This window comes from Pseudomonas sp. (assembly GCF_035512415.1).
Lineage (GTDB): Bacteria > Pseudomonadota > Gammaproteobacteria > Pseudomonadales > Pseudomonadaceae > Aquipseudomonas.
The window spans coordinates 236,476-255,900 of the sequence record NZ_DATKDZ010000026.1 but is presented as its reverse complement, the minus strand read 5'-3'; the positions used below and the strand labels follow the sequence as shown (position 1 = coordinate 255,900).

The window sequence follows — 19,425 nt, the reverse complement described above, 5'->3', positions numbered from 1 at the left end:
TGGCGGGTATCAAGCAACCCACTGCGGATGCCGTCGCTCATCTCTGCGAAAGCGTCGGGGTAGGCTTTGCGGATGGCACGCAGGGTGGCGGCAAGCATATCCAGCTGCTCACAGGTAGCTGTCAGCAGGTCGATTGCATCGTTTGCCAGGGTGGCGATTGCGGGTGCGTTACTCATACGGCACCGCCTTGCACTTCCAGAGCGCGAGCCCGGGCCATGGCGGCGTTGTACCTTTTCAGGCGGACGGAAAGCGAAGAGTCGGCGTGCAGTGCGGCGATGGCGCGGGCCTTCCAGGCCTCGGCATGAGTGCAGGTGTAGGCCGGTGCGGACGGATTGAGGGCGTGTTTCATGGGTGCGGCTCCTAGAGTTGGGGAGCTGCCACGAATCGTCGCCAAACGAATTAGGGTGGCAGCTGTACGCAGGTTGGCGAACCGGGACTCTAGGCACCCGGCATACCCGAAGGTATCCCACGCACAGCCGCCATAACTCGAAAACGCGGACACAAAAAAAGCGCCTGCTTTCGGATTGTGGGCGCTGTTGCGCCTAGAGGTGTTCAGGTCGCCAAACCCGGTCGCTGAATTTGCAGCGACGTTCAAACCATAGCGCGCCTGGGCGGGCTTGGCAACGGTTGGGAGAGAATGTGCGCTCATGCGGCGGCCTTCTGCGCTTTAGCGCGCCGGGCGAACATCAGCGCCAGCACCTTGTCCGCCTGTGCGTGCTGGCTCTCTGGCAAGCGGTAGCGCTTAACGTCACAAGGCTCGCCCCAGTGGTTCGCGGTTTTCTCCGGCATGTGCTCGAAGGTCAAACCATGGTTATTTTCCAGCGCCGGAATAGTCGAGTTAAGGCAGGTGTCACCGACTTGGCGGGCGGCCTCAAACCGATTGAGCGAGCCGAAGTGGCGCAGGTACACCAGGACGCGGGCAATTTTGCTCGGCGCGGTGCGCAGTAGCTGGGCGGGATCGATGATGATGCTGTTAAAATGGCCGTGCGACTGGCTGCCTTGTTCTTCGGAACGGGTGGCCTTTTTCATTTAAGCCACCTCGCGCTGGGCAACCAGCGAGTCTGCCCAGGCCAGTACCTCGGCTTCGATCCACGCAACGGACTTCGGGCCGAGGGTGACTTGAGCCGGGAAGGTACCGGCGGCAATGCGCCGGTAAATTTCGGAAGTGGAAAGGGTAGTCAGGGCTTTGACCTCGGCCAGCTTGATAAAGCGGCGCGGGGCTTGGGCTGGGTTGGTATGTGCTGCCATCGTCTATGCCCTCCTGGGCGTTTTGGGGAACGATGGCAGCAGGTTATGCGGCAGGGTGGCGCTGTTTTAGGGGCAAACTTTTTTTAGTTTGCCCCCCATTTTGTGAATTCCCATTCTCTTGGATCGGTTGTTTTGGCAAGGCGTTTGATTCGACTCTGCAGTGTCTCCAAATCAACACCGTACTGGGCGGCTAGACGCTCTTCAGCCTCGGCAACTGTCATCCCTCCGTTGATGTATGCCTGTCGTAACAATATCGCTTCGTCTGGAACTTTCAGCTTCGCGCCCACGCTACGCTTTCGCTTCAGTGGTATCGATCCCGCAAAAGCTCGAATCGCCGCAGTCGCCCATTTCCTTTGCCAGGAGCTCAGCGGTTCCCCTGCTTCGATGAGGTCGGCGACATCATTGAGAAAGGCCTGGGTGCTTTCTGCTCTTTCGCGGTGCTGCTCTTCTGCCTGCTCATGTTGTTCAGGGGTTAACGGTTGGTTCATTCGCACGACTAGGCTCTCCTAATTGCTACCACGTTGCCGCCTGTGCACTGCGCGTCGACCGAGTCGGCCCAGGCCTGCATCATTTCCCGGCGCTGCTCCAGGTAGGTGGCATGGTTGTAGGTGTCGCGGATCTCGTCGGCGTCGCCGTGGGCGAGTTGGCGCTCGATCCAGTCGCGGTTGTAGCCGCGGCCGTTGAGCTCGGTGCTCAATAGGTGGCGGAAGCCGTGGCCGGTCTGCTTGCCCTTGTAGCCGGCATCGGCCAATGCCTTGTTGATGGTGTTTTCACTCATGGGGCGGTTAGTGCTGTTGCGGCCGGCAAATACCAGGGCATAGCGCCCGGTCAATTCCTGCAGGCTGCGGAGGATGGCCATGGCCTGGCGCGACAGCGGTACCTGGTGGTCGCGTCGGGCTTTCATGCGTTCTTTCGGGATGGTCCAGGTGGCGGCGTCCAGGTCGAACTCGGCCCAGGGCGCGGCGCGCAACTCACCGGGGCGCACGGCGGTCAGCACCAGCAGGCGGATGGCATGCCGGGTAAGCGCGTTGATCTTGGCCGCCTTGATCTTGCTCAGCAGCTCGGGCAGCTCGGCAAAGGTGACGTGCGGGTGGTGTCGGGTTGCAGGGGCGTGTGCGGCGACCACGTCCAGGTCGGTCGCGGGGTTTGCCTCGACAATGCCCTGGGCCAGGCCGAAGCGGAATATCTGGCTCAGCCACTGGCGGGTTTTCTTGGCGACGTTGTGCGCGCCGCGTGATTCGATCTTGCGGATCAGGGCCACCAGCTCGGGCCGGGTAATGGCCTTGGCGGGGCGGTGGCCGAGGGCGGGCAGTAAATCCGACTCCAGGTAAGCGGCGGCCTTGTCGGCAGTGGCCTTGGCCCACCGCGGCGATCGGTAGGCGTGCCATTCCCGGGCCAGCGCCTCGAACGTCAGTGAATCCAGGGCTTGGGCTTGCTTGGCGGCTTGCCGTTCGGCCCCGGGGTCTATGCCGTCGTCCAGCAGGATGCGGGCGTCATCACGCTTACGTCGGGCCATTGCGAGCGTGACGGCAGGGTATCCACCCAGGGATAACATCTTGGCTTTGCCATTGAAACGATAGCGGTAGCGCCACAGCTTGGAGCCGGTCGGGGCGACCTCCAGGCACAGGCCGTTGCTGTCCGCCAGGCGATACAGCTTGTCTTTGGGTTTGGCTGTTTTGATGGCGGAATCGGTCAGTGGCATGGTGCCCCCGTGTGAGCCACGCCGGGCGGCGATTGGTGGCTCGGGTGTGAGTAGATTTTTCGACCAAACTCGATCTACTCACAAATCTACTCACAATCCGCTGGGCTTACAAGGAATGGGTAGGGAACTGCGGGCAATAAAAAACCGGCTCAAGTGGCCGGTTTTCTAGGGTTTCAGGTCGTTTCGGTACGTCCTGAGAAATTTGCTTGGTGCCCCGGGGGAGACTCGAACTCCCACTTCTTTCGAAAACGGATTTTGAATCCGCCGCGTCTACCGGTTCCGCCACCGGGGCACAATGGCGGCGCAGTATAGGGATGGTCTTGGGGTTGGTCAATCCACTTGCGTGGTCAGCCTGCACTATTTCCGGTAAGCTTTGCCGCCCTGCTAAATGACCCCGCCTTCGACCATGCGTGTTGCCGACTTTCATTTCGAGCTGCCTGACGCTCTTATCGCCCGTCATCCCCTTGCCGAGCGCCGTGCCAGCCGTTTGCTGGTGCTGGATGGGCCGACGGGGGCGCTGGCTCATAAACAGTTCAGTGATCTGCTGGATTATCTGCGCCCTGGCGATCTGATGGTGTTCAACAATACCCGGGTGATTCCGGCGCGGCTGTTTGGCCAGAAGGCTAGCGGCGGCAAGCTGGAAATCCTGGTTGAGCGGGTGCTGGACAGTCACCGTGTGCTGGCCCATGTACGTTCGAGCAAGTCGCCCAAGCCGGGTTCGAAGATCCTGATCGATGGCGCTGGCGAAGCCGAAATGCTCGCTCGTCACGATGCCCTGTTCGAGTTGCGCTTTGCCGAGGAGGTGCTGCCGCTGCTCGAGCGGGTCGGCCATATGCCCTTGCCTCCTTATATAGACCGGCCGGACGATGAAGCCGACCGCGAGCGCTACCAGACGGTGTATGCCGCGCGGGCCGGTGCCGTTGCTGCGCCGACCGCTGGGCTGCATTTCGACCAGGCGTTGCTTGCGGCGATTGCCGAGAAGGGTGTTGACAGCGCGTTCGTGACCCTGCATGTGGGGGCCGGGACCTTTCAGCCGGTGCGGGTCGAGCGCATCGAAGATCACCATATGCACAGCGAGTGGCTGGAGGTCGACCAGGATGTGGTCGACGCCGTGGCCGCCTGCCGCGCGCGGGGCGGGCGGGTGATTGCCGTCGGTACCACCAGCGTGCGTTCACTGGAAAGCGCCGCGCGCGATGGCGAACTCAAGGCGTTTAGCGGCGACACCGACATCTTTATCTACCCCGGCCGGCCGCTGCATGTGGTCGATGCCCTGGTGACCAACTTTCATTTGCCGGAATCGACCCTGTTGATGCTGGTGTCGGCCTTCGCCGGCTACCCGGAAACCATGGCGGCCTATCAGGCGGCGGTGGCGGGGCAGTACCGCTTCTTCAGTTATGGCGATGCCATGTTTATTACCCGTAACCCCGCGCCGCGCGGGCCAGAGGAACAGCTATGACGCGCACCTGCCGGATGTCTTTCGAATTGCTTGCCACCGATGGCAAGGCGCGGCGTGGTCGTGTGACGTTCCCCCGTGGTGTGGTGGAAACCCCGGCCTTTATGCCGGTGGGCACCTACGGCACGGTCAAGGGCATGTTGCCGCGCGATATCGAGGCTACGGGGGCGCAGATCATCCTCGGCAATACCTTCCATCTGTGGCTGCGGCCTGGCACTGAAGTGATCAAGAAACACGGCGACCTGCATGACTTTATGCAGTGGCAGGGGCCGATTTTGACCGACTCCGGTGGTTTTCAGGTGTTCAGCCTGGGGGCGATGCGCAAGATCAAGGAAGAGGGCGTGTACTTCGCCTCGCCCGTGGACGGTGCCAAGGTGTTTATGGGGCCGGAAGAGTCGATGCAGGTGCAGCGCGATCTGGGCTCGGACATTGTGATGATCTTCGACGAGTGCACGCCGTATCCGGCCGAGTTCGATGTGGCCAAGCGCTCCATGGAACTGTCGTTGCGCTGGGCCAAACGCTCGAAAGAGGCCCATGGCGAGAGCAGCGCCGCGCTGTTCGGGATCGTCCAGGGCGGCATGTATGAGGAGTTGCGCAAAGTCTCTCTGGATGGGCTGGAGCAGATCGGTTTTGACGGCTATGCCATTGGCGGGCTGTCGGTCGGCGAGCCAAAAGACGAGATGATCAAAGTGCTGGACTATCTGCCGGCGCAGTTGCCGGCCGACAAACCGCGCTACCTGATGGGTGTGGGTAAGCCGGAGGATCTGGTTGAAGGCGTGCGCCGGGGTGTGGATATGTTCGACTGCGTAATGCCGACCCGCAATGCGCGCAACGGCCACCTGTTTGTCGACACTGGCGTGCTGAAAATCCGCAATGCCTTCCACAAGCAGGACGACTCGCCGCTCGATCCGACGTGCGACTGTTACACCTGCAAACATTTCTCCCGCGCCTACCTGCACCATTTGGATAAGTGCGGCGAAATGCTGGGCAGCATGCTCAATACAATCCACAACTTGCGCCACTATCAGTGCTTGATGGCTGGTTTGCGCGAGGCTATTCAACAGGGTACATTGGCCGCCTTTGTCGATGCCTTCTATGCCAAACGCGGGCTACCAACGCCGCCTCTGGACTGATAATTCAACTTTTAAAGACCTTTGCAACAGGAGTGTTACATGAGCTTTTTGATCCCCGCTGCTTTCGCCGATGCTGGCGCGCCGGCTGCCGGCCCTGCCGGTAGCGGTTTTGAATGGGTATTTCTGGTCGGCTTCCTGGTTATCTTCTATCTGATGATCTGGCGTCCCCAGGCCAAGCGTGCAAAAGAGCACAAGAACCTGATCGGCAACCTGCAGAAGGGTGACGAAGTGGTGACCAGCGGCGGTATCGCCGGCAAAGTTAACAAGGTCAGCGATGACTTCGTGGTTATCGAAGTGTCCGATACCGTTGAGTTGAAAATCCAGAAAGTGGCCATCGCCGCCACGCTGCCCAAGGGCACACTGAAAGCGATCTAAGCAACACACCATCACCATTCGACGGGGCGCTTAATGCGCCCCGCGTCATAACGGGCGGCGTCATGCTCAACAAATTTCCCCTCTGGAAGTACCTGCTGATCCTGGCTGTACTGGCAATCGGCTTTCTTTACTCCGCACCCAACCTTTACCCGGACGATCCGGCTATCCAGATCAGCGGCAACAGTTCGGCCATGCAGGTCGAGCAGGCTGACCTGGATCGCGCCAGTCGTGCCCTGGAAGCAGCGGGTATCAGCGTCAAGGCGATCAGCCTGGCCAATCAGGGGCGTGCCGGTCTGCTGCGGCTGAACGATGCGGAAGATCAATTGCCAGCCAAGGAGCTGGTGCGCAAGGCCCTGAGCGATGAGTTCGTGGTGGCCTTGAACCTGGCGCAAACCACGCCGGACTGGTTGCGCAACCTGGGTGGCAGCCCGATGAAGCTGGGTTTGGACCTTTCCGGCGGCGTGCACTTCCTGATGGAAGTGGATATGGACAAGGCCCTGGATGCACGGCGCAAGGTTTACGAGGGTGAGGTCAAGAGCCTGCTGCGCAAGGAGCGCGTGCGCTACCGCAGCCTGCCTGAACTCAATGGGGCCATTCAGCTTGGCTTCGCCGACGAAGCTACTCTGGAAAAGGCTCAGAGTCTGATCCGTAAGGATTTCACTGACTTTGACCTGACCACTGCGGAGCGCAGCGGCCAGCAGGTTTTGCGCCTGGCGCTGACCCAGGCCAAGTTGGTCGAGATTCGTGAATACTCAATCAAGCAGAACCTGACCACGGTGCGTAACCGGGTTAACGAGCTGGGCGTGGCCGAGCCGCTGGTGCAGCGCCAGGGTGCCAACCGCATCGTGGTTGAGCTGCCGGGCGTGCAGGACACTGCCGAAGCCAAGCGGATTCTCGGCAAAACCGCCAACCTGGAGTTCCGTCTGGCCGCTGAGCCGGATGCGGCCAAGGCGGCCACCGAAAGCTTTGAATTCCGTCAGGAAGGCCGCCCGCCGGCGCAGCTGGAGCGTGATCTGATCATTACGGGTGATCAGGTGACCGATGCCCAAGCCAGCTTCGATGAAAACGGCAGCCCGCAGGTCAATATCCGTCTGGATGGCCGTGGCGGCGACCTGATGAATCGTGCCACCCGCAACAATGTCGGGCGCAGCATGGCGGTGATCTTTATCGAGCAGAAGCCGGTGGTGCGCTATATGCGCCAGCTGGTCGATGGAGTCGAGAAGGAGGTCGAGGTTCAGACCTTTATCGAGGAGAAGAAGATCATCAGCCTGGCGACCATCCAGTCGCCGCTGGGCAGTCAGTTCCGCATCACTGGTCTCGATGGCCAGGGTGAGTCCTCCGAGCTGGCGCTGTTGCTGCGCGCCGGTGGTCTGGCCGCACCGATGTACTTCGCCGAAGAGCGCACCATTGGCCCGAGCCTGGGGGCTGACAATATTGCCAAGGGGCTGGAAGCCTCGTTGTGGGCGATGCTGTTCGTGTCGCTGTTTATGATCGCCATCTATCGCGTTTTCGGTGTGATAGCGACCGTTGCCCTGGGTCTCAATATGGTGCTGCTGCTAGCGCTGATGTCGCTGCTCAGTGCCACCCTGACCTTGCCGGGTATTGCCGGTATCGTGTTGACCATGGGTATGGCGGTGGATGCCAACGTGCTGATCTTCTCGCGTATTCGTGAGGAAATCGCTAATGGCATGTCGATTCAGCGGGCCATTCACGAAGGCTTCGATCGCGCCTATTCGGCGATTGTCGACGCCAACCTGACCACGCTATTGGTCGGCGGTATTCTGTTCGCCATGGGTACCGGGCCGGTCAAGGGTTTTGCGGTGACTCTGTCGCTGGGCATTCTCACTTCGATGTTTACCGCCATTCTGGTCACTCGCGCCATGGTCAACCTGACCTGCGGTGGGCGTGATTTCAAGAAGTTGTGGATTTAAGGGGCTGTGATGAAGCGTACGATCAACTTCATGGGGGTGCGCAATATTGCGTTCGCCTTCACCGTGTTGCTCACGCTCTTGGCGTTGGGCAGCCTGTTTGCCAAGGGTCTGAATCTGGGCCTGGATTTCACCGGTGGTACCCAGATCGAGCTGAGTTACGAGCAGCCGGCTGAGCTCGGCAAAATTCGCCAGCAGTTGGCGGGTGCGGGTTATGCCGATGCCGTGGTGCAGAGCTTTGGTGCGACCACTGATGTGGTGGTGCGCATGCAGGGTAACGATGCCGACTTGGGTACCAAGGTGGCCGCGGCGTTGCGCCAGGCGGGCGACAAGCTTGAGGTCAAGAAGGTCGAATTCGTCGGCCCGCAGGTTGGCGAAGAGCTGCGTGACCAGGGCGGTCTCGGCTTGCTGCTGGCGCTGGGCGGGGTAATGCTTTACCTGGCCTTCCGCTTTCAGTGGAAGTTCGGCCTGGGGGCGATTATTTCCCTGATTCACGATGTGATCATCACCCTGGGGATTTTGTCGTTCTTCCAGATCACCTTCGATCTCACCGTCCTGGCGGCGTTGCTGGCCATTATCGGTTACTCGCTCAACGACACCATCGTGGTGTTTGATCGGGTGCGGGAAAACTTCCGCGTACTGCGTAATACCAGCCTGATCGACAATATCAATATCTCCACCACTCAGACGCTGCTGCGGACCATGGCTACCTCGATTTCCACTCTGTTGGCGATCGCTGCGCTGTTGGTGTTCGCCGGTGACAATTTGTTCGCCTTCTCCGTGGCCCTGTTTGTCGGGGTAACGGCGGGTACTTATTCGTCGGTGTATATCGCCAACGTGGTGCTGGTATGGCTGGATCTGGCGGTTGAGGATTTGATTCCGCCGGTGGTGGCTGAAGAGGTTGATGACCGCCCTTAGGTCTGTTTGTTGAGGGTGACGGCAATGACGAAGCCGGGCAGTCGTTGAACTTGCCCGGCTTTTTTGTGTTCCAAGGCAGTGGAAATGGCGTGTCTGTACGCTGAAGTGAATCCGGGAGGTTGTTATGAATAAGTCGATGCTGGTGGGTGCGGTGCTAGGTGCAGTGGGTGTAACCGCGGGTGGTGCTGTTGCTACATACAGTTTGATCGGTGGCCCGGAGTATGCCGAGGTGCTGGCGGTCAAGCCGATCAATGAAACCATCAAGACGCCGCGGCAGGTCTGTGAAGATGTGACGGTAACCCGTCAGAAGCCGGTCAAGGACCAGCATCAGATCGCCGGCACGGCCATCGGAGCGGTGGTCGGCGGCTTGCTGGGTAACCAGGTTGGTGGTGGTACAGGCAAGAAGATTGCCACGGTTGCAGGCGCTGTCGGTGGTGGTTACGCCGGTAACAAGGTGCAGGAGAATATGCAGGCTGGTGCCACCTACACTACCACCGAAACACGTTGCGATACCGTCACCGATGTCAGCCAGAAGCTGGTCGGTTATGACGTCAAATATCAGCTCGATGGCAAGGAAGGGCAGGTGCGCATGGCCAGTGATCCGGGCAGCCGCATTCCGGTCAAGGATGGTCAGTTGGTGCTGTCTGCCAGCGAGCAGTAAAAATACAGGCAATAAGAAAATGGCCTGGAGCCATTTTCAACGTCGCGCAGCGACGGCCCGATGGGTTGCCGCCAAGGATGGCAGACAATAAAAAAGCGCCCGCAGGCGCTTTTTTATTGTCTGGCGATCAGCGCTTCAGCGAAGCCGACAGGTGCGGCTGGATAGCCGTCAGGACGGCCTTGAAGCACTTGGTGTTGCCGGCAACGATCTGGCCCTTCTCGAGGAATTCGTGACTGCCGCTGAAATCGCTGATCAGGCCGCCTGCTTCCTGGATCAGCAATGCGCCTGCGGCCATGTCCCATTCGGACAGGCCGAACTCCCAGAACGCGTCAAAGCGGCCGGCGGCAACATAGGCCAGGTCCAGGCTGGCGGCCCCGGCGCGGCGAACGCCGGCGGTCTGGCCAACCAGGCTGCGGAACATGCCCAGGTAGTTTTCCAGGTTGTCCATCTGGCTGTCGCGGAACGGGAAGCCAGTGCCGAGCAGGGCACCGTCGAGGCTCTTGCGGCTGCTTACGCGCAGGCGGCGACCGTTCAGGGCGGCACCACGGCCACGGCTGGCGGTAAATTCTTCCTGGCGAACCGGGTCGATGATCACGGCGTGTTCCAGGCGGCCGCGGTATTTGCAGGCGATGCTGACGGCGTAGTGCGGGATGCCGCGGATAAAGTTGGTAGTGCCATCCAGCGGGTCGATGATCCACAAGTAATCAGCACCGTCGCCACTGCCTTCGCTGAGGCCGCTTTCCTCGCCGAGGATGCCGTGGTTCGGGAAAGCTTTGCGCAGGGCCTGAATGATCAGCAGCTCGGCGGAGCGATCAATTTCAGTCACATAGTCCTTGGCTTCTTTCTCGTCGACCGAGATGACGTCCAAGCGTTCGGTCGAGCGGAAGATCATTTCGCCGGCGCTACGGGCTGCGCGCAGCGCGATATTCAGCATGGGCTGCATGGATGTTCACCTGGGTCGTTAAAGAAAGCCGGCCATTCTAGCAGAAAAGCGCGTGGGTTGAAGTGCAACCTGTGTCTTGCGTGGCGCAAGCGAGGTTGCTTCTGTAAGATTTGCTGCCTTATCTCCACTGTGTGAGCGCTTGCGTTGCTGGAAAATATTCGCGTCGTCTTGGTCAACACCAGTCATCCGGGCAATATCGGCGGGGCGGCGCGGGCCATGAAGAACATGGGGTTGTCGCGCCTGGTGCTGGTCGATCCGCAGGATTTCCCCAGTGGCGATGCGGTGGCCAGGGCCTCCGGTGCCACCGATATCCTTGATGCCGCGCAGGTGGTCGGCACTCTGGAAGAGGCACTGGTCGGCTGCAGCCTGGTGCTCGGCACCAGCGCCCGCGATCGGCGCATTCCCTGGCCGTTGCTGGATCCGCGCGAGTGTGGGGTGGCCGCTTGCGAGCAGGCGGCTCAGGGCGGCGAGGTGGCGCTGGTGTTCGGTCGCGAGTATGCCGGGCTGACCAACGAAGAGTTGCAGCGCTGCCATTTCCATGTGCACATTCCCTCCGATCCGCAGTTCAGTTCGCTGAACCTGGCGGCGGCGGTGCAGGTACTGGCCTACGAGGTGCGCATGGCCTGGCTGGCGGCGCAGAATCAGCCGACCAAAGTACTTAAGCTGGAAACCACGGCGATCCAGAGTTCGCAGCCGGTGACCGCCGATGAGTTGGAATCTTTTTATGTGCATCTGGAGCAGGCGCTGGTCGAGATCGGTTTTCTCGACCCAGCCAAGCCCAGGCATTTGATGAGCCGCTTGCGCCGCTTGTACGGCCGTAGTGCGGTGAGCAAGCTGGAAATGAATATCTTGCGCGGCATCTTGACGGAAACCGTCAAGGCGGCGCGTGGCGAGCACCATAAGCAGGGGAAGGCAGATGTTTGAGCGCATGCAAGAGGATATCCAGAGCGTATTCCATCGTGATCCGGCGGCGCGTAACGCCTTCGAGGTGGTGACCTGCTATCCCGGCTTGCATGCGGTCTGGTTGCATCGCGTGGCGCATGCGCTGTGGGTCAATGGCTGGAAGTGGCTGGCGCGGGTGGTATCGAATTTCGGCCGCTGGATGACCGGCATCGAAATTCATCCGGGTGCCAAGATTGGTCGGCGTTTTTTCATCGATCACGGCATGGGTATCGTCATCGGCGAGACGGCCGAGATCGGCAATGACGTGACTCTCTATCAGGGCGTGACCCTGGGCGGCACCAGCTGGAACAAGGGCAAGCGTCACCCTACCCTGGAGGACGGGGTCGTAGTGGGTGCCGGGGCCAAGGTGCTTGGGCCGTTCACGGTCGGAGCCGGGGCCAAAATCGGCTCCAATGCGGTGGTGACCAAGGCCGTGCCGGCGGGTGCGACCGCGGTGGGCATTCCGGGGCGGATCATCCTCAAGTCGGATGACGAGCAGGAGGCCAAGCGGCAGGCTATCGCCGAGAAGCTCGGTTTCGATGCCTACGGCGTCAGCCAGGACATGCCCGACCCGATAGCCCGGGCCATCGGCCAGTTGCTTGATCATCTGCATGCCGTGGATGGGCGGCTGGAGGGCATGTGCGGTGCGCTCAAGTCCCTGGGCAGTGATTACTGCGCCAAGGACCTGCCCGAATTGCGCGCCGAGGACTTCGCTGGGGTGGTCAAGGAGCCTGACGACAAGCCTGCAGCCTGATGGTGCGGGTGCGCACATTTTGCTATGCTGCGCGCCCTTCTGTGCTGGCTAATCCCGACTAAAACTATAGGTCTTATAGTTGACTTAAATACTCGGGAATTGCATACTTCGCGGCATATTGTGATCACGCGGTAATTCCTTATGCGACTGACCACCAAAGGCCGTTACGCCGTCACCGCCATGCTCGATCTGGCGCTACACGCACAGCGTGGGCCGGTGTCTCTGGCCGATATTTCCGAGCGACAGGGCATTTCCCTTTCCTATCTGGAACAGCTTTTCGCCAAGCTGCGCCGCGGCAATCTGGTTTCCAGTGTGCGCGGCCCAGGTGGCGGCTATCAGCTGTCGCGGGATATGGGCGGCATCCAGGTTGCCGAGGTGATCGATGCGGTCAACGAGTCGGTGGATGCCACTCGTTGTCAGGGGCAGGGCGATTGCCACGCTGGCGATACCTGTCTGACCCATCACCTGTGGTGCGACCTCAGTCAGCAGATCCACGAATTCCTCAGTGGCATCAGTCTGGCTGACTTGGTGACCCGTCGAGAAGTGCAGGAAGTTGCCCAGCGCCAGGATCAGCGCCGCTGCAATGGCAGGACGCCGCATCCGGATAAGATCGAAGCGTCTGCCGTCGAATAAGCGCGCAACGCCGGCCAGCAGGCCTGATACCTGATTAGGAGAGAGTCAATGAAATTGCCGATTTACCTCGATTACTCCGCCACCACGCCGGTTGATCCGCGTGTTGCGCAAAAAATGAGCGAATGTCTGCTGGTCGATGGCAACTTCGGTAACCCGGCCTCGCGCTCCCACGTCTTTGGCTGGAAAGCCGAAGAGGCGGTCGAGAATGCGCGTCGTCAGGTGGCAGAGCTGGTCAATGCCGACCCGCGCGAGATTGTCTGGACCAGCGGTGCCACCGAGTCCGACAACCTGGCAATCAAGGGCATTGCCGACTTCTACAAGAGTAAAGGCAAGCACCTGATCACCTCGAAGATCGAGCACAAAGCGGTGCTGGATACCATGCGCCAGCTTGAGCGTGAAGGCTTCGAAGTCACCTATATCGAGCCGGGCGAAGATGGCTTGATCACGCCGGCCATGATCGAGGCGGCGCTGCGTGATGACACCATTCTGGTGTCGATCATGCACGTGAACAATGAGATCGGCACCATCAACGACATCGCGGCTATCGGTGAGCTTACCCGCTCGCGCGGCGTGTTCTTCCATGTTGATGCCGCTCAGTCCACCGGCAAGGTGGCCATCGACCTGGAAAAACTCAAGGTCGATCTGATGTCCTTCTCCGCGCACAAGACCTATGGCCCCAAGGGCGTCGGTGCACTGTTTGTGCGGCGTAAGCCGCGGGTGCGTCTGGAAGCCCAGACCCACGGTGGCGGTCATGAGCGCGGCATGCGTTCCGGCACCCTGGCGACTCACCAGTGCGTAGGCATGGGTGAGGCCTTCCGTATTGCCAAGGAGGAGATGACTCAGGAGAACCAGCGCGTTCTGGCCCTGCGCGATCGTTTCTTCGCTCGGCTCGAAGACCTGGAAGAGCTGTATGTCAACGGCAGCATGACGGCCCGCGTACCGCATAACCTCAACCTGAGCTTCAACTATGTCGAAGGCGAGTCGCTGATCATGGCGCTCAAGGATCTGGCGGTTTCCTCCGGTTCGGCCTGTACCTCGGCCTCGCTGGAGCCGTCCTACGTATTGCGCGCCTTAGGCCGCAATGACGAGCTGGCGCACAGCTCCATCCGCTTTACCTTCGGCCGTTTTACCACTGACGAAGAAATCGACTACGCCGCGGACAAGGTTCGCGAAGCGGTCACCAAGCTGCGCGAGTTGTCGCCGCTGTGGGATATGTACAAAGACGGTGTCGACATCTCCAAGATCGAGTGGGCGGCGCACTAAGTAGTCGCCGAGCAAGAGCGACTCTCTGATGAGGAAGGAATACCAGCATGGCTTACAGTGAAAAGGTTATCGACCATTACGAAAACCCGCGCAACGTCGGCAAGATGGACGCGGAAGACCCGGATGTCGGCACCGGCATGGTCGGCGCGCCGGCCTGCGGTGACGTGATGCGTCTGCAGATCAAGGTCAACGAGCAGGGCGTGATTGAAGACGCCAAGTTCAAGACCTACGGCTGCGGTTCCGCTATCGCTTCCAGCTCCCTCGCCACTGAGTGGATGAAGGGCAAGACCCTGGATGAGGCGGAAACCATCAAGAACACCCAGCTGGCCGAAGAACTTGCTCTGCCGCCGGTCAAGATTCACTGCTCGGTACTCGCTGAGGATGCCATCAAGGCGGCCGTGCGTGACTACAAGCAGAAGAAAGGTTTGCTCTAAGGAGGTTTGTCGATGGCTATCAGCATGACCGAAGCTGCCGCTCAGCACGTGCGTCGCTCCCTCGATGGGCGCGGCAAGGGCGACGGTATCCGCCTGGGTGTTCGCACCACCGGCTGTTCCGGCCTGGCTTATGTGCTGGAGTTTGTCGATGAGGCTGCCACCGAGGATCAGGTGTTCGAGAGTCACGGGGTCAAGGTGATCATCGATCCCAAGAGCCTGGTGTACCTCGATGGCACCGAGCTGGACTTCGTCAAGGAGGGCTTGAACGAAGGTTTCAAGTTCAATAACCCCAACGTGCGCGGCGAGTGTGGCTGCGGCGAAAGCTTCAATATCTGAGGCGCGCGTGGGTAGTCCTTGTCACTTTGCTTTGTTTGATCTGCAGCCGGGCTTCCGCCTGGATCCTGACCAGCTAGCCGCGCGTTATCGTGAGCTGGCGCGGCATGTTCATCCGGATCGCTTCGCCGATGCTTCCGAGCGCGAGCAGCGCCTGGCCCTCGAGCAGTCTGCCAGTCTCAACGAGGCTTACAGCACGCTCAAGAGTGCCCCGCAGCGTGCCCGTTACCTGCTGGCGTTGCGCGGCCCCGAGCTGCCGCTTGAGGTAACGGTGCAGGATCCGGATTTCCTGCTGCAGCAGATGCAGCTGCGCGAAGAGCTGGAGGAGCTGCACGACAGTGCCGACCTCGCTGGCGTAGCGGTATTTAAGCGGCGTCTGAAAGTGGCTCAGGATGAGCTCAACGAAAGCTTTGCGGTTTGTTGGGATGATGCTACGCAGCGCGAACAGGCCGAGCGTCTGATGCGTCGCATGCAGTTTCTCGACAAGCTTTCCCACGAGGTTCGCCAGCTGGAAGAGCGCCTCGACGATTAACGCGCGCATGCCCACGAGGCGTGCCCGAGTCTAGATAAGCATTGATTAATCATGGCCCTACTGCAGATCGCTGAGCCCGGACAAAGCCCCCAGCCACACCAGCGTCGCCTGGCCGTGGGGATTGATCTGGGTACCACCAATTCGCTGGTCGCCGCCGTGCGCAGCGGCCTCTCCGCACCGCTGGCCGATGCTGCCGGGCAGGTCATCCTGCCGTCTGCCGTGCGCTATCACGCGGACCGTGTTGAGGTGGGTGAGGTCGCCAAGGCGGCCGCCTCGAGTGATCCGCTGAATACCGTGCTGTCGGTCAAGCGCCTGATGGGGCGCGGCCTGGCCGACGTCAAGCAGCTGGGCGAGCAATTGCCCTATCGCTTTGTCGGCGGTGAGTCGCATATGCCGTTTATTGAGACCGTACAAGGGCCGAAAAGCCCGGTCGAGGTTTCGGCGGATATTCTCAAGGTGCTGCGTCAGCGTGCCGAAGAGGCCTTGGGTGGCGAGCTGGTTGGTGCGGTAATCACTGTGCCGGCTTATTTCGACGACTCGCAGCGCCAGGCCACCAAGGACGCTGCGCGCCTGGCTGGCTTGAGTGTGCTGCGCCTGCTCAATGAGCCAACTGCGGCGGCGGTGGCCTATGGTCTGGATCAGCATGCCGAAGGCTTGGTGGCGATCTACGACCTGGGCGGCGGTACTTTCGATATTTCCATTCTGCGCCTGACTGGCGGTGTGTTCGAGGTGCTGGCTACCGGCGGCGATAGCGCCCTGGGTGGCGATGATTTCGATCATGCGATTGCCGGCTGGATGGTCGAGCAGGCCGGGGTTTCCTCCGACCTCGACCCGACGCAGCAGCGTCTGTTGCTGGAGGCCGCTTGCGCCGCGAAAGAAGCGCTGACCGGCAGTGCCGAGGCGGCTCTGGCCTATGGTGACTGGCAGGGCAGCCTGAGCCGTGAGCAGTTCGAGAGCCTGATCGAACCCATGGTTGCACGCAGCCTCAAAGCCTGCCGCCGCGCCGTTCGCGATGCGCTTATCGAGCTGGAAGAGATCAAAGCGGTGGTCATGGTCGGCGGTTCGACCCGGGTGCCGCGGGTGCGCGAGGCGGTGGCTGAGTTGTTCGGGCGTGAGCCGCTGACCGATATCGACCCCGATCAGGTGGTCGCCATCGGCGCGGCGATTCAGGCCGATGCCCTGGCCGGCAATGCGCGCGGCGAGGGCGAAGAGCTGTTGCTGCTGGATGTGATTCCGCTGTCCCTCGGCCTGGAAACCATGGGCGGGCTGATGGAGAAGGTGATTCCGCGCAACACCACGATTCCGGTGGCGCGGGCGCAAGACTTCACCACCTACAAGGATGGCCAGACGGCCATGCTGATTCATGTGTTGCAGGGCGAGCGTGAGCTGATCAGCGACTGTCGTTCCCTGGCGCGCTTCGAGTTGCGCGGTATCCCGCCGATGGTGGCAGGGTCGGCGAAAATTCGCGTGACCTTCCAGGTGGATGCCGACGGTCTGCTCAGCGTGTCGGCGCGCGAGCTGGTATCGGGGGTGGAGGCGAGCATTCAGGTCAAGCCGTCCTATGGTCTGACCGATGGCGAAATCGCCCGCATGCTGCAGGACTCCTTCAAGAATGCCGGTGACGACAAGGTTGCCCGTGTGCTGCGCGAGCAGCAGGTGGATGCCCGGCGCCTGCTGGAAGCGGTCGAGGCGGCGTTGCTGGCTGATGGCGAGCGTTTGCTTGCGGCCGATGAGCGTCTGGCCATCGAGGCGCAGATGCAGCAGTTGCGCGAACTGATGGCCGGCAGCGATGGTCTGGCGATCGAACAGCAAACCAAACGTTTGACCCAGGTGACCGATGCCTTTGCGGCGCGTCGTCTGGATGCCACGGTCAAAGCCGCCCTGGCTGGCCGTAGTCTTAACGAGATTGAGGAATAAGCATGCCGCAGATCATTTTTCTGCCCCACGCCGTATTCTGCCCGGATGGGCTGGTTGTGGAGGCCGAGCCCGGTACTTCGGTCCTTGATGTGGCGCATGAGCACCATATCGAGATCGAAAGCGCCTGCGGCGGCGTCTGCGCCTGCACCACCTGTCATTGCATCATTCGTGAGGGTTTTGACTCGCTGAACGAGGCTGATGAGTTGGAAGAAGACCTGCTGGACAAGGCTTGGGGGCTGGAAGCGCAATCGCGTTTGTCCTGTCAGGCGATTGTCGGTGATACAGATCTGACCGTTGAAATTCCCAAGTACTCGCTCAACCACGCTGCCGAAGCGCCGCACTGATCCCAGGAGCTGTTATGAGTCTGAAGTGGGTTGATGTCCTGGAAATCGCCATTCAGCTGGCTGAATCCAAGCCTGATGTGGATCCGCGTTATGTAAATTTCGTCGATCTGCACAAGTGGGTTCTGGCCCTGCCGGAGTTCAGTGATGATCCACAGCGCGGCGGCGAAAAGGTGCTTGAGGCCATTCAGGCGGCCTGGATCGAAGAGGCGGATTGAACCGTCATTTGCCTGACTTACGCATTTAACCGGAACCCGCGTATAATTCGCGGGTTTAATTTTTCGCTTTAATCATTGTTTCTGGAGTTTCACATGGCTGTTCAACGCACTTTCTCCATCATCAAGCCCGATGCCGTTGCTAAAAACGTTGTTGGCGAGATCACCAGCCGCTTCGAAAAAGCCGGCCTGCGCGTCGTTGCTTCGAAAATGGTTCAGCTGTCCGAGCGCGAAGCTGCTGGCTTCTACGCTGAGCACAGCGAGCGTGGCTTCTTCAAGGATCTGGTTGCTTTCATGACCTCCGGTCCGGTTATTGTTCAGGTTCTGGAAGGCGAAAACGCTGTTCTGGCTAACCGTGATCTGATGGGCGCAACCAACCCTAAAGACGCAGCTGCCGGCACCATCCGTGCTGATTTCGCCGTTTCCATCGACGAAAACGCTGTTCACGGCTCCGATTCGGAAGCCTCTGCTGCTCGCGAAATCGCTTACTTCTTCGCCGCCACCGAAGTTTGCGCGCGCATTCGCTAAGCGAATCGAGCTAGGGTGAAGCCATGACTGAAGCTACCGGTAAAATCAATCTGCTGGGTCTGACCCAGGCAGAGATGGAACAATTCTTCGAACGCATCGGGGAAAAGCGTTTCCGTGCCGGCCAGATGATGAAATGGATTCACCACTTTGGCGTCGATGATTTTGATGCCATGAGTAACGTCAGCAAGGTCTTGCGCGAAAAGCTCAAGGCCTGTGCTGAAATCCGCGGCCCGGAAGTGGTCAGCGAAGATATTTCCACCGATGGCACGCGCAAGTGGGTAGTGCGTGTGGCGTCGGGCAGTTGTGTGGAAACCGTGTATATCCCCCAGGGCTCGCGGGGCACCTTGTGTGTGTCCTCGCAGGCCGGCTGTGCGCTGGATTGCAGTTTCTGCTCGACTGGCAAGCAAGGCTTCAACAGCGATCTGAGCGCCGCCGAAGTGATCGGCCAGGTGTGGATCGCCAACAAGTCGTTCGGCAGTGTGCCGGCGAAGATCGACCGCGCTATCACCAACGTGGTGATGATGGGCATGGGCGAACCGTTGCTGAACTTCGACAACGTCGTCGCCGCCATGAAAATTATGATGGACGACCTCGGCTACGGCATCTCCAAACGCAAGGTGACGCTGTCGACCTCGGGCGTGGTGCCGATGATCGACAAGCTCGGCGAAGTCATCGACGTGTCCCTGGCGCTGTCGCTGCACGCGCCCAACGATGAGCTGCGCAACCAGTTGGTGCCGATCAACAAGAAGTACCCGCTGGAAATGTTGCTGGCGGCGTGCAAACGTTATGTCTCGCGCCTGGGCGAGAAGCGTGTACTTACAATCGAGTACACCCTGCTTAAAGATGTCAACGATAAGACTGAGCACGCTGAGGAGATGATCGCACTTCTCAAAGATGTGCCTTGCAAGATCAATCTGATTCCGTTTAATCCCTTCCCCCACTCGGGGTACGAGCGGCCGAGCAACAATGCTATTCGCCGTTTCCAGGACCTGCTGCACAAAGCCGGGCACAATGTCACCGTACGCACCACCCGTGGTGAGGACATCGATGCCGCTTGTGGCCAGTTGGTTGGCCAGGTCATGGACCGTACCCGCCGGAGTGAGCGCTATATCGCTGTGCGTGAATTGAGTAGCGAGGCCGAAACGCCGAGTTCCGCCGCCAATCGAACTTGA

The 19,425-nt window shown here is 60.3% G+C and carries 24 protein-coding genes and 1 tRNA gene; 18 read left to right on the top strand and 7 right to left on the bottom strand.

All coding sequences use genetic code 11. The features are described from left to right. Window positions 1–172: 172 nt before the first annotated feature. The 6 genes from VMP31_RS13790 to VMP31_RS13765 all read right to left on the bottom strand — a co-directional run bounded on the left by VMP31_RS13790 (window position 173) and on the right by VMP31_RS13765 (window position 3,242). Complete coding sequence (locus tag VMP31_RS13790; RefSeq protein ID WP_325508040.1) at window positions 173–349, bottom strand: hypothetical protein; 177 nt, start codon at window positions 347–349, stop codon at window positions 173–175. Window positions 350–645: 296 nt separating this feature from the next. Beyond that, window positions 646–1,029: a hypothetical protein gene (locus VMP31_RS13785; RefSeq protein WP_325508038.1), complete on the bottom strand. Its 384-nt coding sequence runs from the start codon at window positions 1,027–1,029 to the stop codon at window positions 646–648. Continuing rightward, window positions 1,030–1,248: an AlpA family transcriptional regulator gene (locus tag VMP31_RS13780; RefSeq protein ID WP_325508036.1), complete on the bottom strand. Its 219-nt coding sequence runs from the start codon at window positions 1,246–1,248 to the stop codon at window positions 1,030–1,032. It abuts the gene before it with no gap. Between the two features lie 83 nt (window positions 1,249–1,331). Continuing rightward, window positions 1,332–1,736 carry a hypothetical protein gene (locus VMP31_RS13775; protein WP_325508034.1) on the bottom strand — a complete coding sequence of 135 codons (405 nt, stop codon included), beginning with the start codon at window positions 1,734–1,736 and terminating at the stop codon, window positions 1,332–1,334. Window positions 1,737–1,744: 8 nt separating this feature from the next. Beyond that, the gene (locus VMP31_RS13770) at window positions 1,745–2,950 is read right to left on the bottom strand and encodes a tyrosine-type recombinase/integrase (RefSeq protein ID WP_325508032.1); all 1,206 of its coding nucleotides are present in this window, start codon (window positions 2,948–2,950) and stop codon (window positions 1,745–1,747) included. Window positions 2,951–3,157: 207 nt separating this feature from the next. Further along, a tRNA-Leu gene (locus tag VMP31_RS13765) sits at window positions 3,158–3,242 on the bottom strand. 114 nt (window positions 3,243–3,356) lie between these two features. On the opposite strand from VMP31_RS13765, the gene queA reads away from it, so the two are divergent. From queA to VMP31_RS13735, 6 genes are all read left to right on the top strand, one after another. Next, window positions 3,357–4,406 carry a tRNA preQ1(34) S-adenosylmethionine ribosyltransferase-isomerase QueA gene (gene queA, locus VMP31_RS13760; RefSeq protein ID WP_325508030.1) on the top strand — a complete coding sequence of 350 codons (1,050 nt, stop codon included), beginning with the start codon at window positions 3,357–3,359 and terminating at the stop codon, window positions 4,404–4,406. 14 nt (window positions 4,407–4,420) lie between these two features. Further along, window positions 4,421–5,536, top strand: coding sequence for a tRNA guanosine(34) transglycosylase Tgt (tgt, locus tag VMP31_RS13755; protein WP_325508054.1), 1,116 nt, complete (start codon window positions 4,421–4,423; stop codon window positions 5,534–5,536). 39 nt (window positions 5,537–5,575) lie between these two features. Continuing rightward, entirely contained in the window at window positions 5,576–5,911 is a 336-nt protein-coding gene (yajC, locus tag VMP31_RS13750; RefSeq protein WP_325508028.1) for a preprotein translocase subunit YajC, read from the top strand. Between the two features lie 62 nt (window positions 5,912–5,973). Beyond that, window positions 5,974–7,842, top strand: coding sequence for a protein translocase subunit SecD (gene secD, locus VMP31_RS13745; RefSeq protein ID WP_325508026.1), 1,869 nt, complete (start codon window positions 5,974–5,976; stop codon window positions 7,840–7,842). A 9-nt stretch (window positions 7,843–7,851) separates the two neighbouring features. Further along, window positions 7,852–8,757 carry a protein translocase subunit SecF gene (secF, locus tag VMP31_RS13740; protein WP_325508024.1) on the top strand — a complete coding sequence of 302 codons (906 nt, stop codon included), beginning with the start codon at window positions 7,852–7,854 and terminating at the stop codon, window positions 8,755–8,757. Window positions 8,758–8,881: 124 nt separating this feature from the next. Beyond that, the gene (locus VMP31_RS13735) at window positions 8,882–9,418 is read left to right on the top strand and encodes a glycine zipper 2TM domain-containing protein (protein ID WP_325508022.1); all 537 of its coding nucleotides are present in this window, start codon (window positions 8,882–8,884) and stop codon (window positions 9,416–9,418) included. 127 nt (window positions 9,419–9,545) lie between these two features. Here VMP31_RS13735 and suhB read toward each other — a convergent pair whose 3' ends face one another. Beyond that, entirely contained in the window at window positions 9,546–10,361 is an 816-nt protein-coding gene (gene suhB / locus VMP31_RS13730; RefSeq protein WP_325508020.1) for an inositol-phosphate phosphatase, read from the bottom strand. A gap of 144 nt (window positions 10,362–10,505) precedes the next feature. Here suhB and trmJ point away from each other — a divergent pair, with 144 nt between their 5' ends. The 12 genes from trmJ to rlmN all read left to right on the top strand — a co-directional run bounded on the left by trmJ (window position 10,506) and on the right by rlmN (window position 19,425). Then, entirely contained in the window at window positions 10,506–11,285 is a 780-nt protein-coding gene (gene trmJ / locus VMP31_RS13725; protein WP_325508018.1) for a tRNA (cytosine(32)/uridine(32)-2'-O)-methyltransferase TrmJ, read from the top strand. Continuing rightward, window positions 11,278–12,057: a serine O-acetyltransferase gene (cysE, locus tag VMP31_RS13720; protein WP_325508016.1), complete on the top strand. Its 780-nt coding sequence runs from the start codon at window positions 11,278–11,280 to the stop codon at window positions 12,055–12,057. Before trmJ ends, cysE begins: the two co-directional genes overlap by 8 nt. Window positions 12,058–12,198: 141 nt before the next feature. Continuing rightward, window positions 12,199–12,690 (top strand): Fe-S cluster assembly transcriptional regulator IscR, encoded by a 492-nt coding sequence (gene iscR / locus VMP31_RS13715; protein WP_325508014.1) that lies wholly within the window; start codon window positions 12,199–12,201, stop codon window positions 12,688–12,690. A 48-nt stretch (window positions 12,691–12,738) separates the two neighbouring features. Next, on the top strand, window positions 12,739–13,953 hold the full coding sequence (locus VMP31_RS13710) for an IscS subfamily cysteine desulfurase (protein ID WP_325508012.1): 1,215 nt from the start codon (window positions 12,739–12,741) through the stop codon (window positions 13,951–13,953). A gap of 47 nt (window positions 13,954–14,000) precedes the next feature. Continuing rightward, window positions 14,001–14,387, top strand: a complete 387-nt coding sequence (gene iscU / locus VMP31_RS13705; protein ID WP_040261926.1) for a Fe-S cluster assembly scaffold IscU — start codon at window positions 14,001–14,003, stop codon at window positions 14,385–14,387. Between the two features lie 12 nt (window positions 14,388–14,399). After that, the gene (iscA, locus tag VMP31_RS13700; RefSeq protein WP_325508010.1) at window positions 14,400–14,723 is read left to right on the top strand and encodes an iron-sulfur cluster assembly protein IscA; all 324 of its coding nucleotides are present in this window, start codon (window positions 14,400–14,402) and stop codon (window positions 14,721–14,723) included. A gap of 7 nt (window positions 14,724–14,730) precedes the next feature. Further along, window positions 14,731–15,252, top strand: a complete 522-nt coding sequence (hscB, locus tag VMP31_RS13695) for a co-chaperone HscB (RefSeq protein WP_325508008.1) — start codon at window positions 14,731–14,733, stop codon at window positions 15,250–15,252. Window positions 15,253–15,303: 51 nt separating this feature from the next. Next, a complete protein-coding gene (gene hscA / locus VMP31_RS13690; RefSeq protein WP_325508006.1) occupies window positions 15,304–17,169 on the top strand; it encodes a Fe-S protein assembly chaperone HscA in 1,866 nt (621 codons plus the stop codon). A gap of 2 nt (window positions 17,170–17,171) precedes the next feature. Next, window positions 17,172–17,513 carry an ISC system 2Fe-2S type ferredoxin gene (gene fdx, locus VMP31_RS13685; RefSeq protein WP_325508004.1) on the top strand — a complete coding sequence of 114 codons (342 nt, stop codon included), beginning with the start codon at window positions 17,172–17,174 and terminating at the stop codon, window positions 17,511–17,513. Between the two features lie 14 nt (window positions 17,514–17,527). After that, window positions 17,528–17,728, top strand: a complete 201-nt coding sequence (gene iscX / locus VMP31_RS13680) for a Fe-S cluster assembly protein IscX (protein WP_325508002.1) — start codon at window positions 17,528–17,530, stop codon at window positions 17,726–17,728. 93 nt (window positions 17,729–17,821) lie between these two features. Then, window positions 17,822–18,253 carry a nucleoside-diphosphate kinase gene (ndk, locus tag VMP31_RS13675; RefSeq protein ID WP_325508000.1) on the top strand — a complete coding sequence of 144 codons (432 nt, stop codon included), beginning with the start codon at window positions 17,822–17,824 and terminating at the stop codon, window positions 18,251–18,253. Window positions 18,254–18,276: 23 nt separating this feature from the next. Next, the gene (gene rlmN, locus VMP31_RS13670; RefSeq protein WP_325507998.1) at window positions 18,277–19,425 is read left to right on the top strand and encodes a 23S rRNA (adenine(2503)-C(2))-methyltransferase RlmN; all 1,149 of its coding nucleotides are present in this window, start codon (window positions 18,277–18,279) and stop codon (window positions 19,423–19,425) included.

Coding starts and splice junctions, on each gene's coding strand:
- VMP31_RS13785 (WP_325508038.1), bottom strand. CDS start 1,029: ATGAAAAAGGCCACCCGTTCCGAAGAACAAGGCAGCCAGTCGCACGGC.
- queA (WP_325508030.1), top strand. CDS start 3,357: ATGCGTGTTGCCGACTTTCATTTCGAGCTGCCTGACGCTCTTATCGCC.
- yajC (WP_325508028.1), top strand. CDS start 5,576: ATGAGCTTTTTGATCCCCGCTGCTTTCGCCGATGCTGGCGCGCCGGCT.
- iscU (WP_040261926.1), top strand. CDS start 14,001: ATGGCTTACAGTGAAAAGGTTATCGACCATTACGAAAACCCGCGCAAC.
- tgt (WP_325508054.1), top strand. CDS start 4,421: ATGTCTTTCGAATTGCTTGCCACCGATGGCAAGGCGCGGCGTGGTCGT.
- VMP31_RS13780 (WP_325508036.1), bottom strand. CDS start 1,248: ATGGCAGCACATACCAACCCAGCCCAAGCCCCGCGCCGCTTTATCAAG.
- VMP31_RS13770 (WP_325508032.1), bottom strand. CDS start 2,950: ATGCCACTGACCGATTCCGCCATCAAAACAGCCAAACCCAAAGACAAG.
- secF (WP_325508024.1), top strand. CDS start 7,852: ATGAAGCGTACGATCAACTTCATGGGGGTGCGCAATATTGCGTTCGCC.
- cysE (WP_325508016.1), top strand. CDS start 11,278: ATGTTTGAGCGCATGCAAGAGGATATCCAGAGCGTATTCCATCGTGAT.
- VMP31_RS13775 (WP_325508034.1), bottom strand. CDS start 1,736: ATGAACCAACCGTTAACCCCTGAACAACATGAGCAGGCAGAAGAGCAG.
- VMP31_RS13790 (WP_325508040.1), bottom strand. CDS start 349: ATGAAACACGCCCTCAATCCGTCCGCACCGGCCTACACCTGCACTCAT.
- hscA (WP_325508006.1), top strand. CDS start 15,304: ATGGCCCTACTGCAGATCGCTGAGCCCGGACAAAGCCCCCAGCCACAC.
- fdx (WP_325508004.1), top strand. CDS start 17,172: ATGCCGCAGATCATTTTTCTGCCCCACGCCGTATTCTGCCCGGATGGG.
- suhB (WP_325508020.1), bottom strand. CDS start 10,361: ATGCAGCCCATGCTGAATATCGCGCTGCGCGCAGCCCGTAGCGCCGGC.
- VMP31_RS13735 (WP_325508022.1), top strand. CDS start 8,882: ATGAATAAGTCGATGCTGGTGGGTGCGGTGCTAGGTGCAGTGGGTGTA.
- secD (WP_325508026.1), top strand. CDS start 5,974: ATGCTCAACAAATTTCCCCTCTGGAAGTACCTGCTGATCCTGGCTGTA.
- VMP31_RS13710 (WP_325508012.1), top strand. CDS start 12,739: ATGAAATTGCCGATTTACCTCGATTACTCCGCCACCACGCCGGTTGAT.
- iscR (WP_325508014.1), top strand. CDS start 12,199: ATGCGACTGACCACCAAAGGCCGTTACGCCGTCACCGCCATGCTCGAT.
- rlmN (WP_325507998.1), top strand. CDS start 18,277: ATGACTGAAGCTACCGGTAAAATCAATCTGCTGGGTCTGACCCAGGCA.
- iscA (WP_325508010.1), top strand. CDS start 14,400: ATGGCTATCAGCATGACCGAAGCTGCCGCTCAGCACGTGCGTCGCTCC.
- ndk (WP_325508000.1), top strand. CDS start 17,822: ATGGCTGTTCAACGCACTTTCTCCATCATCAAGCCCGATGCCGTTGCT.
- iscX (WP_325508002.1), top strand. CDS start 17,528: ATGAGTCTGAAGTGGGTTGATGTCCTGGAAATCGCCATTCAGCTGGCT.